The sequence below is a fragment of the Streptomyces avermitilis MA-4680 = NBRC 14893 genome, from assembly GCF_000009765.2.
Classification (GTDB): domain Bacteria; phylum Actinomycetota; class Actinomycetes; order Streptomycetales; family Streptomycetaceae; genus Streptomyces; species Streptomyces avermitilis.
Genome location: NC_003155.5, coordinates 4202040 through 4216645 on the forward strand (window position 1 = coordinate 4202040; position 14606 = coordinate 4216645).

At 72.3% G+C, this 14606-nt stretch carries 12 protein-coding genes; 2 read left to right on the forward strand and 10 right to left on the reverse strand.

Annotated elements, in window-relative coordinates:
• Positions 1 to 71: 71 nt before the first annotated feature.
• On the reverse strand, positions 72 to 1652 hold the full coding sequence (locus tag SAVERM_RS17495; RefSeq protein WP_010984813.1) for an acyl-CoA mutase large subunit family protein: 1581 nt from the start codon (positions 1650 to 1652) through the stop codon (positions 72 to 74).
• A 267-nt stretch (positions 1653 to 1919) separates the two neighbouring features.
• On the opposite strand from SAVERM_RS17495, the gene SAVERM_RS17500 reads away from it, so the two are divergent.
• Positions 1920 to 2777: a L,D-transpeptidase family protein gene (locus SAVERM_RS17500; RefSeq protein ID WP_010984814.1), complete on the forward strand. Its 858-nt coding sequence runs from the start codon at positions 1920 to 1922 to the stop codon at positions 2775 to 2777.
• A gap of 455 nt (positions 2778 to 3232) precedes the next feature.
• On the opposite strand, the gene SAVERM_RS17510 is transcribed toward SAVERM_RS17500, so the two are convergent.
• The 4 genes from SAVERM_RS17510 to SAVERM_RS17525 all read right to left on the reverse strand — a co-directional run bounded on the left by SAVERM_RS17510 (position 3233) and on the right by SAVERM_RS17525 (position 6732).
• Complete coding sequence (locus SAVERM_RS17510) at positions 3233 to 4327, reverse strand: hypothetical protein (RefSeq protein ID WP_037644927.1); 1095 nt, start codon at positions 4325 to 4327, stop codon at positions 3233 to 3235.
• Positions 4327 to 5040, reverse strand: coding sequence for an RNA polymerase sigma factor (locus SAVERM_RS17515; protein ID WP_010984816.1), 714 nt, complete (start codon positions 5038 to 5040; stop codon positions 4327 to 4329). The genes SAVERM_RS17510 and SAVERM_RS17515 overlap by 1 nt, the downstream gene beginning before the upstream one ends.
• 366 nt (positions 5041 to 5406) lie before the next feature.
• A complete protein-coding gene (locus SAVERM_RS42380; RefSeq protein ID WP_137951353.1) occupies positions 5407 to 6078 on the reverse strand; it encodes a hypothetical protein in 672 nt (223 codons plus the stop codon).
• A gap of 36 nt (positions 6079 to 6114) precedes the next feature.
• A complete protein-coding gene (locus SAVERM_RS17525) occupies positions 6115 to 6732 on the reverse strand; it encodes an RNA polymerase sigma factor (protein WP_037644925.1) in 618 nt (205 codons plus the stop codon).
• 333 nt (positions 6733 to 7065) lie between these two features.
• On the opposite strand from SAVERM_RS17525, the gene SAVERM_RS17530 reads away from it, so the two are divergent.
• Positions 7066 to 9708 carry an FG-GAP-like repeat-containing protein gene (locus tag SAVERM_RS17530; RefSeq protein ID WP_237528811.1) on the forward strand — a complete coding sequence of 881 codons (2643 nt, stop codon included), beginning with the start codon at positions 7066 to 7068 and terminating at the stop codon, positions 9706 to 9708.
• A gap of 76 nt (positions 9709 to 9784) precedes the next feature.
• On the opposite strand, the gene SAVERM_RS17535 is transcribed toward SAVERM_RS17530, so the two are convergent.
• The 5 genes from SAVERM_RS17535 to SAVERM_RS17555 all read right to left on the reverse strand — a co-directional run bounded on the left by SAVERM_RS17535 (position 9785) and on the right by SAVERM_RS17555 (position 14324).
• Positions 9785 to 10165 (reverse strand): hypothetical protein, encoded by a 381-nt coding sequence (locus tag SAVERM_RS17535; protein WP_037644923.1) that lies wholly within the window; start codon positions 10163 to 10165, stop codon positions 9785 to 9787.
• Between the two features lie 152 nt (positions 10166 to 10317).
• Positions 10318 to 10878: a hypothetical protein gene (locus tag SAVERM_RS17540; RefSeq protein WP_010984821.1), complete on the reverse strand. Its 561-nt coding sequence runs from the start codon at positions 10876 to 10878 to the stop codon at positions 10318 to 10320.
• Positions 10879 to 10962: 84 nt separating this feature from the next.
• Positions 10963 to 11490 carry a hypothetical protein gene (locus SAVERM_RS17545; RefSeq protein WP_010984822.1) on the reverse strand — a complete coding sequence of 176 codons (528 nt, stop codon included), beginning with the start codon at positions 11488 to 11490 and terminating at the stop codon, positions 10963 to 10965.
• A 100-nt stretch (positions 11491 to 11590) separates the two neighbouring features.
• Positions 11591 to 12601 (reverse strand): DUF4328 domain-containing protein, encoded by a 1011-nt coding sequence (locus SAVERM_RS17550; RefSeq protein ID WP_306292871.1) that lies wholly within the window; start codon positions 12599 to 12601, stop codon positions 11591 to 11593.
• Between the two features lie 85 nt (positions 12602 to 12686).
• Entirely contained in the window at positions 12687 to 14324 is a 1638-nt protein-coding gene (locus SAVERM_RS17555; protein WP_010984824.1) for a beta-N-acetylhexosaminidase, read from the reverse strand.
• Positions 14325 to 14606 lie beyond the last annotated feature (282 nt).

Below are 14606 nucleotides of genomic sequence, written 5' to 3' on the forward strand. Positions count from 1 at the left end.
ACTCCGCCTTCGGGTGTCGCGGGTCAGTCCGTTGTCCGCCCCCGATCACCCATAAGGAGAAATTGCGCAGGTCAGAACGCGTCCGACGGCACGTAGGTCCCCCAGACCTCCCGCAGCGCGTTGCACACCTCGCCCACCGTGGCGCGGGCGCGCAGGGCGTCCTTCATCGGGTAGAGGACGTTGTCCGTGCCCTCGGCCGCCTTCTTCAGGTCGGCGAGGGCGGCGTCGACGGCCGACCGGTCGCGCTCGGCGCGGAGTTTGGCGAGGCGTTCCGCCTGCTGGGCCTCGATGGCCGGGTCGACACGGAGGGGCTCGTAGGGCTCTTCCGCCTCGAGCTGGAAGCGGTTGACGCCGACCACCACCCGCTCGCCCGAGTCCGTCTCCTGGGCGATGCGGTACGCGGAGCGCTCGATCTCGCCCTTCTGGAAGCCGCGCTCGATCGCGTTGACCGCGCCGCCCAGCTCCTCCACCTTCGCCATCAGCTCGACCGTCGCGGCCTCCACCTCGTCCGTCATCTTCTCGACGACGTAGCTGCCCGCGAAGGGGTCGACCGTCGCCGTGACGTCCGTCTCGTACGCCAGCACCTGCTGGGTGCGCAGGGCGAGGCGCGCGGACTTGTCCGTGGGCAGCGCGATCGCCTCGTCGAACGAGTTCGTGTGCAGCGACTGCGTACCGCCGAGCACCGCGGCCAGGCCCTGGACCGCCACCCGGACCAGGTTCACCTCCGGCTGCTGGGCCGTCAGCTGCACGCCGGCCGTCTGCGTGTGGAAGCGCAGCATCAGCGACTTGGGGTTCTTGGCGCCGAACTCGTCGCGCATCACGCGGGCCCAGATCCGCCTGGCCGCACGGAACTTGGCGACCTCTTCGAGGATCGTCGTACGGGAGACGAAGAAGAAGGACAGGCGCGGGGCGAAGTCGTCCACGTCCATGCCCGCGGCCACGGCCGTACGGACGTACTCGATGCCGTCCGCCAGCGTGAACGCGATCTCCTGCGCCGGGGACGCGCCCGCCTCCGCCATGTGGTAGCCGGAGATCGAGATCGTGTTCCACTTCGGGATCTCGGTCTTGCAGTACTTGAAGATGTCGGCGATCAGCCGCAGGGAGGGCTTGGGCGGGAAGATGTACGTGCCCCGCGCGATGTACTCCTTGAGGACGTCGTTCTGGATCGTGCCCGTCAGCCGGTCCGCCGGAACGCCCTGTTCCTCGCCGACCAGCTGGTACATGAGCAGGAGCAGCGCGGCCGGAGCGTTGATCGTCATCGACGTCGACACCTTGTCCAGCGGGATCCCGCCGAGGAGCACCCGCATGTCCTCGACCGAGTCGATCGCGACGCCCACCTTGCCGACCTCGCCGTGCGCGATCGGGGCATCGGAGTCGTGGCCCATCTGGGTGGGGAGGTCGAACGCGACCGACAGACCCATCGTGCCGTTCGCGATCAGCTGCTTGTAGCGCGCGTTGGACTCCACCGCCGTGCCGAAGCCGGCGTACTGCCGCATCGTCCAGGGCCGACCCGTGTACATGGACGGGTACACACCACGTGTGAAGGGGTACGCGCCGGGCGTCCCCAGCTTCTGGGCCGGATCCCAGCCCTCCAGCGCCTCAGGCCCGTAGACCGGCTCGATGGGCAGTCCGGACTCCGACTCGCGCGCCATGGTGTGTGCCTCCGTGTTGCTTGCCGACTCGTTGGTTACTCGCCAGTACAGACGACCTCGCGACGGACTGTAGCGGCGCCCGTGCGCCCGGTGGAGGGCCCCACGCTGGGACCTTGCTCACAGCAGCCCTACCACCCTGACCGCACATCTGCCGCTCCTGACCACAACCATGCCGCGTAGTTCGCGACGGGTCACGCGCGGGGAACACTTCAGGGGGCGGAGTAGGGGGCGGTGACCGGCATGACCATTGAGACAGCGGGGGTTGGTATGCGTACCAAGGGCATGGCGGGAAGATCGATGGCCGCCCTCGTGGCGCTCGTCGCGGTCTGCGGCTGCACGGCACAGGGCGTGGACGCGGACGGCAAACACCGCTCACCCGTGCACATCGACCTCCCGCGCACCCCGACGGCGAGCCACCCGCCGACGGCGAGCCGCACACCGGCCGGCGACAAGCCGAGCGGCACCTCCACGCCCGTGCCCGCGCCCGCCCCCGCCAAGGTCCTCTGGTCGGCGGGCGACAAGGGCACGGCCGTACGCGAGTTGCAGGCCCGGCTGCGGCAGGTCGCCTGGCTGTTCGACGGGCCGACGGGGACGTACGACGATCTGACCGTCACCGCGGTCAGGGGCTTCCAGGGCAAACGCGGGCTGCCGCGGACCGGCGAGACGGACGCCGTGACCTGGCAGCGGCTGGTGCGGATGACGCACGAGCCGACGAAGTGGGAGCTGTACGCGCTCGGCGGGCAGCCGGCCGCCGCACCGGACCCGCGCTGCATGACGGGCCGGGCGCTGTGCATCAGCAAGACGAGCCGGACGCTCCGCTGGATGATCGACGGAAAGACCGTCTCGACGATGGCGGTGCGCTTCGGCGCGCAGTACACGCCCACCCGTGAAGGTGTGTTCAGCGTCTACTGGAAGTCCCGTCACCATGTGTCGACGCTCTACGACTCACCCATGCCGTACGCGATGTTCTTCAGCGGCGGCCAGGCCGTGCACTACTCGTACGACTTCGCGGCCCGCGGCTACGCGGGCGGCTCGCACGGCTGCGTCAACGTACGGGACGAGGTGAAGATCGCGGCGCTGTTCGCGCAGGTCCGTACCGGGGACAAGGTCGTCGTCTACTGGTGAGGTGCGGGACGTGGGACTGAGACGAAGCCATTTTGTGTGACCTGCGTCACGCCAGGCATAGAAATGCACGGCCGCACGCGTCTTGGAGAGAGACGGGGGATGCAACGGGGGAGGCGGGGGCGCGGGCGGGACCGGGGGAACGTGTCCCGCCCGCGCCAACATGCACGGAGCCGTGGGTACGGGGGGAACCCCGGCTCCGTGCGACGGCCGATGACCAGTCGGCTCACTCATTACTGCGCCACCGCGGGCGAAAGTGTCACACCCGCGCGGAAGAAAAGTCCGAGGGCAACGAAACCGCAGGTCAACTGGGGTACGGAGCGGGTCTTCGCAGCTCAGGCGGGCGCACTCGCGCGCGGCGGGCCGTACGACGGAGCCGTCACCGTGGGTGCCGACGGCGAACTCGGCGACGTCGGTGACGTCTCGGACTTCTAGGACCTCTGGGACTTCTAGGACTTCTAGGACCTCGGGACCAGCGACGTGAGCGCGTGCCGCGACGGGGACGGGGACGGGGACGGGGTGACGATCAGGCCGTTGCCGCCGGGGGCGCTGCCGCCGGGGAGTATGTGATGGCCATCGCCATCACCTCCCCTGCCTCCGTTGTCCCCGTCGCCCGTGCCGTCTCCGTCGCCCTTGCCGTCCCTGTCACCCCTGCCGCTGCCGCTGTCCCTGCCGGAGCCCTCGTCGTCGCCGGGGTCGATCGCGCCCGAACCCGAACCCGAATGCCCTTCGGCGTAGGCGAGGACGCCCTTGCAGTACTTGTGCACCCGGAGGCCGCCGCCGGCCGCCTCCTCCAGGCTGCGCATCCGCTCGGTGCCCACGTCCTTGCCGCCGCGCACGTCGCGGCAGGACGAGAGCACAGCGCTCCACCATTCGCGTGAACGTGCCGGGTTCCGGCTGCTGTCCGCCCCAGGCCGCCCGCTCGCCGCGGAGCCCTTGTCCGCCTCGTCGTGCGAGGAACCGCCCTGGACCGGCGCGCCGCTGGTGCCGTCGGGCGTCGGCGCCTCGGATCCGCCGCCGTCCCCGATGGCTCCCGGCGACGACGAGCCGAGCGGCCGCTCGGGCGTCACGGCGGCCGACACCGACGCGGTGGGCCCGGGCTCGTCACCGCCGAACGGCGTCGGCAGCACTCCGGTTCCGGCGGCCGCCGCGACACCGCCGATCATCCCGGCGGCCAGCGCCGCCGCCACCCCCAGGCGCACGGGACGGCCCAGCCGACCACGGCGGGCGGCCCGCTCGGGGCGCCCGAGGCGTACGAGCCCGGCGTCGGCGGAGTGCGCGGCGCGGGCGACGGCGTGCGGACGCCCGCGGCCGCCCAGGACCTTCTCCTCGCCGTTCCTGCCCTGACGGGCCGTGCGGAACGCGGCCAACGCGGCGGCCTCGCCCGGGAGTTCCGCGCTGTTCGGGAGGGGGTCGGCGGCCAGTGCGCCCAGCGCCTCGGCGAGCTGTTCGGCCTGCTTCCGGGTGTCGGCGTCGACGGCTTCCAGCGACTCTCCCCGCAGCAGCCGCTCCGCGGCGTCCCGGTCCAGCCACCTGTACTGCTCGTCGGCCATCACATGTCCTTCTGCGTCCGCGAACGCAGATGCGTCACACCGGCGGACGTCACCGCGCGGGTGCGCGGCTCTCTTCGTGGGGGTCTTTGGGGGGCCCGCTGCGGGTCTCTTTGCGGGTCCCTCTGCGGGGGGAGCCCGTCGAGGCCGCCCGGGGATTCCGGGTCGTCGGCGCCGAGCAGCTCGGCGAGGCGCTTCAGACCGCGGTGCGCCGCCGTACGGACGGCTCCGGGGCGCTTGCCGAGCGTGTCCGCGGCGGACTTGGCGTCGAGGCCGACGACCACCCGGAGCACGACGGCCTCCGCCTGGTCCTGCGGGAGCTGGGCTATCAGAGAAAGGGTGCGGTCGGTGGCCAGGGACTCGATCGCCTCGCCCGCGGTGTCGGCCTCGCCGGGTTTGCCGGTCAGCTCGGTCTCGTCGCCGCCGATCGCGGGACGGCGCCCGCGCATGCGTATGTGATCGAGCGCGCGGTTGCGCGCGATCCGGGCCGCCCAGCCCCGGAACCGGTCCGCGTCACCGCTGAACCTCTCCAGGTCCCGGGCGATCTGCAACCAGGCCTCGGAGGTGACGTCCTCCGCGTCCGGGTCGCCGACCAGCGTCCGTACGTATCCGAGCAGCCGTGGATGCACGGCGCGGTACACAGTCCGGAACGCGGTCTCGTCCCCGTCCTGTGCCGCAAGCACCGCGGCGGTCAGCTCCGCGTCGTCCCCCAGCACCCGCGCGCCCCTCTTTGCGCCTGAACCGGCGCCGCTCTCGCGGACCGGGTTGCTCGCCGTTGTGGTTCCTCAATTGGTGGTTGCGGTCCTAGGCCCCTCATGGGTGCGGTCGTCCGTCCTCCGCGCCCCGGCGCGAATGGCACGTTACGGCCTGAAACCGTTCCCCGTCCATGTTCGTACAGCATGCAACTAACCCGTGATGGAGTGAACTAAGCCGTGACGGAGTGAGGTGTGACAGAAAACGCATCCACGGCGCTGTAGAGAGTACGGGCCGCCGCGCGGCCCGTGCCGCGCGACGGCCGGGGCCTCTCCTGTGGGGGGTGGCGGCCCCGGCCGTTGCCATCGGCGGATAGGGGCGGGATCCCGCTACTTCGACTTCGTCGCCTTTTCGGCCTTCGCGGACGCTTCAGCCTTCACGGCTTTCTCCGCCTTGTCGGCTTTGTCGGCCTTGTCGGCCTTTGCTGCCTTCGCGACTTTCTCGACCTTATCGGCCTTATCGGCCTTTTCCGGCTTGTTCGACTTCGTCGATTTCACAGATTTCACAGGCTTTGGCGATGATTTGTCGTCCTTGACCTTCTTGCTCTTCTTCCCTTTATGGCCCAGATCGCCCCGATTGCCCCGATCGCCCTGATTGAGCTGATCGCTCTTCTCGTCCGCCCTCCGCGCGCCCGTGGGCCGAACCCCCGTGTCGGCCCCGGGCGCGGCGGACGAAGCGGCAGGCGCGGCGCTCGAAGGGCGGGGCCGTCCCTCGGGGGCGTCGCCGGGCACCCCGCCGACGGCCGCCACCGCCACGCCGCCGAGCGTCAGGGCGGCCGCCACCACGGCGAACGTGGTCCGCAGCGAACGCCCCGCCCGGCGCTCCCCCTTCGGCCGCCAGTCGTCGCGGCGTCGGATCCGGGCCGCGCGCGTCCCCTGTTCGCGCGCGACCCGGAAGGCTGCGACGGCCCGGGCCTCGGCCTCGGCGTCAAGGGCCTTGGGGCGCATGGCGGCGGCGAGGAACGCGTCGAGGCGTGCCCCGCCGTCCGGTCGCTCACCCATGTCCGCGCCCACCCCTGCCTGCCGGCCCCGTGCCGTTCATCCCGACTCCCCCAGCGTCCGGGAGCCCTCATCCGTCACACCCTCGGCGGCGAGCTGCTGCGCGAGGCGCTTGAGGCCCCGGTGGGCGGCGGTGCGGACCGCGCCCGGACGCTTGCCGAGGACGCGGGCGGCGGCGGGCCCGTCGAGACCGACGACCACGCGCAGCAGCACCGCCTCCGCCTGGTCGCGCGGCAGCCGGACGACCAGTTCGATGGCGTACTCGGTGGAGAGGGACTCCAGGGCCTGGTCGGGGGTGTCGTGCGTGCCGGGCAGTTCCAGTACGTCGTTCTCGAGCGCCGTCGCCTGGGGCCGTACCCGCTGGCGGCGCAGATGATCGAGGGCCCGGTGACGGGCGATGGTGGCGGTCCAGCCGCGGAATCCGGCGCCGTCGCCGCGGAACCGGCCGAGGTCGCGCGCGATCTCCAGCCAGGCGTCGGACGCGACGTCCTCCGCGTCGTTGCCGACAAGCCCGCGCAGATAGCCGAGCATCCCCGGCTGCACCATGCGGTACGCCACCGCGAAGGCGGCCTCGTCCCCCCGCTGGGCCCGCGCGACAGCCGCACCCAGCTCCCCGTCGTTCGCCCGTACCCGGCGGGGTTCCCCTCCCTGGCCCAATACCGTCCTCGCCCGTACCGATTCGTACCGCGTGCACGCCGTGCGACACGATGGCCGTGTCCACGCCCCCAAGGTCATCAGCGTCGGACGGGACGGAAGTGTCACAGTGCGTCAGATGTGCCCAGCGGGAGGCTCATTGGGCCGAGGAGACCTTGAGTGACGCACCACACACATGGTTCGTGTGATGTTCACTGGCCCTTTGTGCGCTGAATAGAGGGCCACCCTTATGTCGGGTGGTTTGTTTGTGGAGTTTTTCTAGGGGTGGGGTATTTGAGTCGCCGTAAGACCCATGCGTACAAGCCGCTGAGTCTGAAGCGAAGGACATGGCTGACGTTGGGGGCCGTTGTCGCGGGCGGGGCGGGTGTCGTGACGTACGCCGTCGCCAGTCCGAGCGGCGACGCGGCCGACGACGTCGCACGCGGCAAGCGGCCCGTCGAGGTGCACGACCTCGCGCTGAAGGCCGGCACGAGCGGCAGCCGGGAGCTGGCGCGGACCACCACCGAGGCCTTCTCGATCGTGGGCGTCTCCTGGACCGGGGCCGCCCGCGAGCTCGACGGGACCGCCCAGGTGCGCACGCGCGGCACCGACACCGGTGAGTGGAGCGGCTGGCGGAACCTGGCTCCCGGGCTCCCCGTCGACCGGACGGAGCCCGGGGCGAAGAACGCCCGCGGCGCATCCGATCCGCTGTGGGTCGGGCCGAGCGACGGCGTCCAGGCGCGCGTGCTCGCGGCCGACGGATCGGCACGTGCCGGGCTGCCCGAGGGACTCGAGGTCAACCTCGTCGACCCGGGCGTCACCACGACGGAGGCCAGGAACAAAGGCCTCGACACCAGCGGCACCGGCACCGGCACCGACCTGAGCAACGCCGCCTTCGTCGCGAAGGATCCGTCCCAGACGCCGACCGGAACCCCGTCCGGGTCCGCCACCGAGACGGGCTCCGAGCCCGCCCCGGCCCCCGGCGACTCCGACTCGGCCTCCGCGACGGCGACCGCGACCTCGACCGCGACGACAACCGCCCCCACCGCCCCCGCCTCGACCGTCGCCCGGCCGTCGATCGTGTCCCGTACCCGATGGGGCGCCGACGAGTCGGCGGTCGCCGGCTCGCCGCAGTACATCGACAGGATCAGCGCCGTCTTCGTGCACCACACGGCCGGCTCGAACGACTACAGCTGCGCCCAGTCCGCGTCGCTCGTGCGCGGCATCATGGCGTACGACATCCAGGTCGCCCAGCGCGGCGACCTCGGCTACAACTTCCTCGTCGACAAGTGCGGCCGGATCTTCGAGGGCCGTGCCGGCGGCGCCGACCTGCCCGTGCGCGGCGACCACACCTACGGCTTCAACGGCGACTCGACCGGCATCGCCGTCCTCGGTGACTTCGAGGGCAGCGCGGCCTCGGCCGCGGCCAAGCCGTCCCGGTCCGCCGTGGAGTCCGTGGCCCGTCTCGCCGCGTGGAAGCTCGGCCAGTACGGCGGCAACCCGAGCGGCACCGTCACGCTGACCGCCGACGCCGACACCGGCGTGTACGCCAAGGACGCCCAGGCCACCCTGAACGTGATCTCGGGCGGGAAGGACGCGGCCACCACCACGTCCCCCGGCAAGAACCTGTACGGCAAGCTGGGCGAGGTCCGGCGGTACGCGTCGAGCCCGGGCCGCAGCTCCGCGATCCCGACCGCCGACTACAACGGCGACGGCGTCAGCGACCTGGTCGCCGCCACGCCCAAGCAGGGCAGCGGCTGGCTCACGCTCGTGCCGGGCGGGATCAGCGGTCCCGTCTCCGCCTCGAAGCTGAAGCTCAACCAGGGCAGCACGGGCGTGCCCGGCGCCGCCGAGTCCGGCGACCAGTGGGGCGCGGCCACGGCCTGGGGCGACATCAACGGCGACGGCTACGCGGACCTCGCGGTCGGCGCGCCCGGCGAGGACGACACCACGCACGCCGACCGCGGCGCGGTGACGATCCTGTACGGCCCGAAGTTCGACACCGGCGCCGACACCATGGCGCTCGGCGACGACTACAACCCCAACAGCGCGCACTTCGGCGCGACCGTCGCGGTCGGCGACTTCAACGCGGACGGCAAGGCGGACGTGTTCACCGCGGCCACCGGCACCGGCGGCAACTGGGTGGCCCGGTTCGCCAACGGCCAGGAGACCGCGGGCGACATCACCACCGTCTCCGGCGCCCTCGCCTACGCGGACGCCGCCTCCGGCGACTTCAACCGGGACGGCTACGCGGACGTCGCCCTCACCTACCGCGACGCGTCCGGCGTCGGCAGGGTCACCTGGTTCAAGGGCTCGAAGGCCCTCGGCCTGTCCAAGGTGTCCACGCTCACCGTCAAGGGCGGCCGCTCCCTCGCGGCCGGTGACGTGAACGGCAACGGCTACGACGACATCGTCATCGGCCAACCGTCCGCGAGCGAGTCCGGCGGCAGCTCCGGCGGCCAGGTCACCCTGGTCCCCGGCGCGTCCACCGGCTTCACCACCACCGGCATGACGACGGTCCACCAGGGCACGACGGGCGTCGAGGGCGCCTCGGAGTCCGGGGACGCCTTCGGCACCTCGGTCTCGGTGGGCGACGTCAACGCCGACGGTTACGCCGACGTGCTGACCGGCGCCCCGAGCGAGGACATCACCCGCGACGCGAAGAACCGCTCCAACGCGGGCTCGGTCTGGCTCCTCAAGGGCGCCTCGTCCGGCCTCACCGGCACGGGCTCGCTCGCCCTGTCCCAGGACACGGCGAACATCCCGGGCTCCACGGAGACCGACGACAAGCTGGGCTCGGCGCTCTCCCTGAGCGACGTCACGGGTGACGGCTACGCCGACCTCACGATCGGCGCGGAGGGCGAGGACACCGGCACCGGCACCCTGCTGTACGTGCCGGTGACCGGCGGCACGGTCACCACGGCCAAGGCCGTCTACTACGGCATCGCTCAGCTGGGCACGTCGACGGGCGGCCGGCTGGGGCAGGTCCTGACGCCGTAGCCGCGTCCGAAACGAGCAGGCGGAGGCCGGGGCCCCACGGGGCCCCGGCCTCCGTGCGCCGGCCCCGCCCGGCGCCTCAGTCCGCCGCGTCGCGGCACAACAGGCGCAGCGAGCCGTCGCCCAGGTAGCAGCGGCGGGCCTCGTCGATCGGGTCCCACAGCCGCCCGTCGGGCGTACGCACCCAGTGGTCGCCGCCGGTCGTCCACCACTCCCCGCCGGTGTGCCGGACCACCACCTCGCCCGTGTACGCGCCGAATCCGCGCAGCACGGCCTCGACGGCGGCGTACGGCGCGCCCTCGCGGCGTATCCCTTCGATCATCCGGTCGACGCGCCACAGGCTCTGCGCCGAGTAGTCGAGCCGCAGCCGGGCGCCCTCGCGCATGGTCGCGACGGCGTCGGCGGCCCAGCGGACGGGCTTCGCCGCGGCCTGGGGCCGGGTCACCTCAGTAACGTTCACACCCGGAAAAGCGCGTTCCGGCCAGGATTCGTCACGCGTTCCGGAGGGGTTCCCGACACCGGCGCAGGACCGCCCCACCCCGACCGCAGGACGGTCACAGGATTCTCCCAGGGGACGGGTTTACGCAGCTGGAAGCACGTGTGCGGTCGCGTTCAGGCCCGGCCGCGCGCCCGTCGGGAGACCACCGCCCGCAGCACGCGCCGCCCCTCCGTCGACACGTCGAGGGCCCGGCGCAGTCCGCCCGCGCCATGGCCCGCGACGAGTTCCAGGACGGTGACCTGGCGGCGCAGTTCGGCGGCGACGAGCGGCGACATGCCCTCCGTACGGCCCTCGCGGCGGGCCGAGACCGGGCCGGGGCCGTCGTCGGCGGCGTCGAGGAGCCGGTGGATCTGGAGGGCTGCGACCGAGCAGGCGTCGGCCCACTCACGCAGGGCGCCGGCCGCGGGCTGCGCGGGGACGGCGTCGAGCATGCGGCGGGCGAGTCCGCAGGCCTCGTCCTCGGCCTCGGTCGGCTCCGCGTCGGCGGCGCCCAGTTCGGCCCGTGCCTTCGTGAGCCGTTCCTCCCACTCGCGGCCCTCCACGAGGCTCGCCCACAGCGGCCGCAGGACCTCGTCGTCACCCCCGAGGAGCGGTACGCAACGATCCAAACAAGCCAACCCGCTCGCCGCGAGCCCCCGTTCATCGGCCTCCGCGATCAGTTCCACCAGGCTCATCGTGACTCCTCGAAACGCCTCGCCGGGGCGCCTTTTCTCACGGAGCCCGCACTTCCCCTTACTGCGTGCGACAGCCCGGGAGTGTCACAGCGGCACCACACCGAGGCGGTCGAGGAATCGAAAGAAGAGGTTTTCGGCCAACGGCTCCGAGGGGTCGGGGTCCACGCCCAGCACCTGCGCGAGCGGCCCGGGGGCCACGGTGTGCCCGGCCTCCGCGGCCCAGGCGACGGCGCGTTCGGCGGCCTCGCCCGGGGTGAGGAAGTAGTCCTCGACACCGAGCCCCTCCTGCTCGCCGTCACCGGGGCCGCCGGCCAGGTACCCGGCCATGGCGCGGCGGGCGAGACAGGTCGTCCAGGCACCGCTCTGCGGCGCGGCGGCCTCTACGGCCACGCAGACGCTGTTCATGACGTATCCGAACAGGGCGGGCGCGCCGGTCTCCCGGGCGAGCGCGTTCATGCTGCCGACGTCGCCGTCGCCGCTCGGGTACTCCCACACCTGCCAGCCGCCGGGCGCCGTCTGCAACAGCGTCATGCCGGACGCCGCGGTCAGGGCGCCCAGCTCCGCGAGCGGCCGCTCGCTTCTGCCCACGACGAAGTATCCCCAGTAGGCCATTCCCGTCCCCCGTCCGCGCGGCTCGGCTGTTCGACCCGCGCCGAATACACCACAGCGGGACGGGAGCGCGCTGCCGGAATCGGGCAATCCGGAGGTGGGCTCACACCTCGACCGATACCGGGCCCCGCCGTGCCTTCTCGTCCTGCATGCGCGTCAGGCGCAGGACGAAGAGAATGGCGAGGACGGCCGCCACCATGTCGACGACGTCGGAGAACAGCATCTGACCTGCGGCCTTATGGATTTCCGGAGCCGTCTCGGCCTTCCGGTAGGCAGTCGACGCGAGGCGGTCGGCGAGCAGCGAGACGACCCACACCGCCCACCAGGCGTTGATGCGGGCGCGCGAGGGGCGCGGCGCGGCGGCGAGGTCGCCGTCCCAGAGGGCGTCGGGGCCGCTCGCGTCCCAGATGTCGAGAGCGATCCGGCGCGGGAACCACAGGTTCACCACCGGTACGAACCAGCCCCCGATGGCCCACCCCCGCGACTTGCTCTGCCGGTCGGGCGCGAACACCTCGGCGTTGACCCGCACACGGTAGAACCAGACCAGGAAGACGATCATGGTCGCGATGAGGGCGGCCACCTGCGCGACCCCGGCCGCCGCGTAGAGCGCGTCCGCGCGGTCGGCCTTGTCCTGCATCCCCGCGCCGAATTCGCCGTCGGCGAGGGCACCCGACACGTCGTACATGTTGAAGTCCGCCACCACGGCGAACACATCGGCGGCGATGACCACCCCGAGCAGCGCCGCGGTGGCCCTCCCGAGCCCGACCGGCGACCGCAGCCAGGACGGCTGCCCGCCCGGCGCGTACAGGGGCGCCGCACCGAGCGGCGGAGCCGTCGGCAGCGCACCGGGCGGCGCGGACCCGGGCCCACCGGGCGGCGCGAACCCGGGCCCGTCGGACTGCGCGAACCCGGGTGCGTCAGGCTTCGGGGACGCGGGTGCGGCCGGCTGCGGTGCCCCGGCGGCGGCGTCCGGTGTCGCGGGCACCGTCGACTCCGTTGTCGTGCCGTTCGCGCAGTTCGTGCAGAGTCCCTCGGGCGTCGACGCGGCGCGGTGCCGGCAGCGCGTGCAGAGCATGGTGGAACGTCCCCCAGGTGTGTGGTCGGTGAAAGCCACACGGGGCTCTCCCCAGAACCTCACGCATGGCACGCGGAACATACGGTCCACGGACCCCGTACGTCCACCGGGTTCCCCCGGGCTGTCAGCCCAACTGCCTCGCCAGCGCCCGGAACTCCGTCCAGGACAGCGTCGGCGTCCGCGGATCCCACAGCTTCTGGGTCATCGCCCGCAGCGGCATCCGGATCCCGGCGGCGACCTGGTCCTGGGTCTGCGAGGCCGCGAGGTCGCACCACACCGCGAAGACCCCGCCGAGGATCTGGGCGTCGTACCGCGCGGGGACGGCCGTGCTGCCGCGCACGACGCGCGGGGTCCACTGCTGGTAGATCCGCTGCCCCGTCGGGTAGACGAAGGTCTGCGGCTGGCCGAGCACGTAGTAGAGGTACTCGTCGTTGTAGTTGATGAGCTTGCGGCCCGCGCTCAGGTACTCGGCCGGCTGCCGGGCGCCGATCTCCTTGCCGGTCCAGTAGGCGACCTGGATGTCCTTGGCCGGCCGGACCGTGCCGGCCGACCGGTAGAAGCCGTCGTTCCACGCCCGCATCGTCCGGTGGTGCGCGCGCATGTTGTCGGCGCGGCCGTTGAGCCAGCCGGTCGTGAGGTCCGCGACGGTGGCGTTCGCCCCGTACTTGTTCCGGGCGGCCGCGGCGAGCTGCGGATAGGAGGCCGACGGATCGGACACCATCAGCGCCTGGTACTCGTCGCCGCCGAGGTGCCAGTACGCGCCGGGGAACAGATCGGCGTACTCGTTCAGCAGGTCGTCGACGATGGTCGCGGCGGCGGGCTTGGAGATGTCGACGGCCCCGCGCGCGGGGACCCCCGAGGCGTTGCGCAGCTGGAGGTCGGGGTGCGCGGCGATCACCGCGCCCAGGTGACCGGGCGAGTCGATCTCGGGCACGACGGCGATGTGCCGGCTCGCCGCCAGGTCGACGATCCCGCGGACCTCCGCCTTGGTCAGGTGCTGCCGGGACACGATCTCCGGATGCGAGGCCGACTCGATACGGAAGCCCTGGTCGTCGGAGAAGTGCAGGCCCAGCTCGTTGTACTTGAGGTCGCCCAGTTCCCGTATGCGGTCCTCGATCCAGCCCGCCGTGAAGTGCTTGCGCGCGATGTCGAGCATGAGGCCGCGTCGGGGCTTGGCCGGCCGGTCGCGTACGACGCCCTCGGGCGCCGTACCGCCGCCGTGCACCGCCTGCTTGAGGGTGCGGGTGCCGTAGAAGACGCCCGCCTCGGCGGGGGCGGCTATCCGCACCCGGCCGCCCCGCACGGTCAGGGTGTACGACTCCGGGCCACCGGTGCCCTTGTCGAGCGCCAGCTCCACGTCTCCCGCCCGGGCACCGGTCCGGCCCGCGTACGCCAGCCCCAGCTCGCCCGCGGTCAGCTTGCCCTCGTCGGCCAGTGCCGCGTCGCCCACGACGACCCGGCCGCCCTTCGCCGGACGCCAGCCCGGCCCCCGGGCGGCCGTGTGCTCCCGTACGGCGGGAATCGTGCGCGGTGCCTTCGACAAGGGGTAGGCGCGGGTCGGTGACGGGGAGGGCGTACGGGTCGCGGCGGCGGCCGAGGAGGCGGTGGACGCCCGCGCACCGGCCGGCTCGCTGCCGCCGGAGGGCCAGAGGACGGCGGTCACCCCGAGGGTGCCCGCGACGATCAGCCCGCCACCCAGCAGCAACCTGTTGCGCCTGACGGGCGTCCTCCCCTCGGGGACGCGCCGCCTGCGGCCGCTCACCACGCCACGTCCCGCACCGCGCCGCGCACCACGTAAGTACATTCGGCACATATTGACCGCACGCCACTCACCTCCACACCGACTCCCCGTTCCGAACCTACGACCTCAGCACGCCGCGTATGCCCTTCAGAGGTTCCGAAACTCTCCCGTCCGGGTGAAATTCGGGCATCCGTCGGACAGCCCACGATCCACCTCGCTAGCGTGGCGCGCATCTCTCACACCCTCCCCTGCCGACACCCACGTGACGTCCACACGACCTCACCGGATCCCGCCGAGGACCCC

Coding starts and splice junctions, on each gene's coding strand:
- SAVERM_RS17495 (WP_010984813.1), bottom strand. CDS start 1,652: ATGGCGCGCGAGTCGGAGTCCGGACTGCCCATCGAGCCGGTCTACGGG.
- SAVERM_RS17500 (WP_010984814.1), top strand. CDS start 1,920: ATGCGTACCAAGGGCATGGCGGGAAGATCGATGGCCGCCCTCGTGGCG.
- SAVERM_RS17510 (WP_037644927.1), bottom strand. CDS start 4,327: ATGGCCGACGAGCAGTACAGGTGGCTGGACCGGGACGCCGCGGAGCGG.
- SAVERM_RS42380 (WP_137951353.1), bottom strand. CDS start 6,078: ATGGGTGAGCGACCGGACGGCGGGGCACGCCTCGACGCGTTCCTCGCC.
- SAVERM_RS17540 (WP_010984821.1), bottom strand. CDS start 10,878: ATGAGCCTGGTGGAACTGATCGCGGAGGCCGATGAACGGGGGCTCGCG.
- SAVERM_RS17545 (WP_010984822.1), bottom strand. CDS start 11,490: ATGGCCTACTGGGGATACTTCGTCGTGGGCAGAAGCGAGCGGCCGCTC.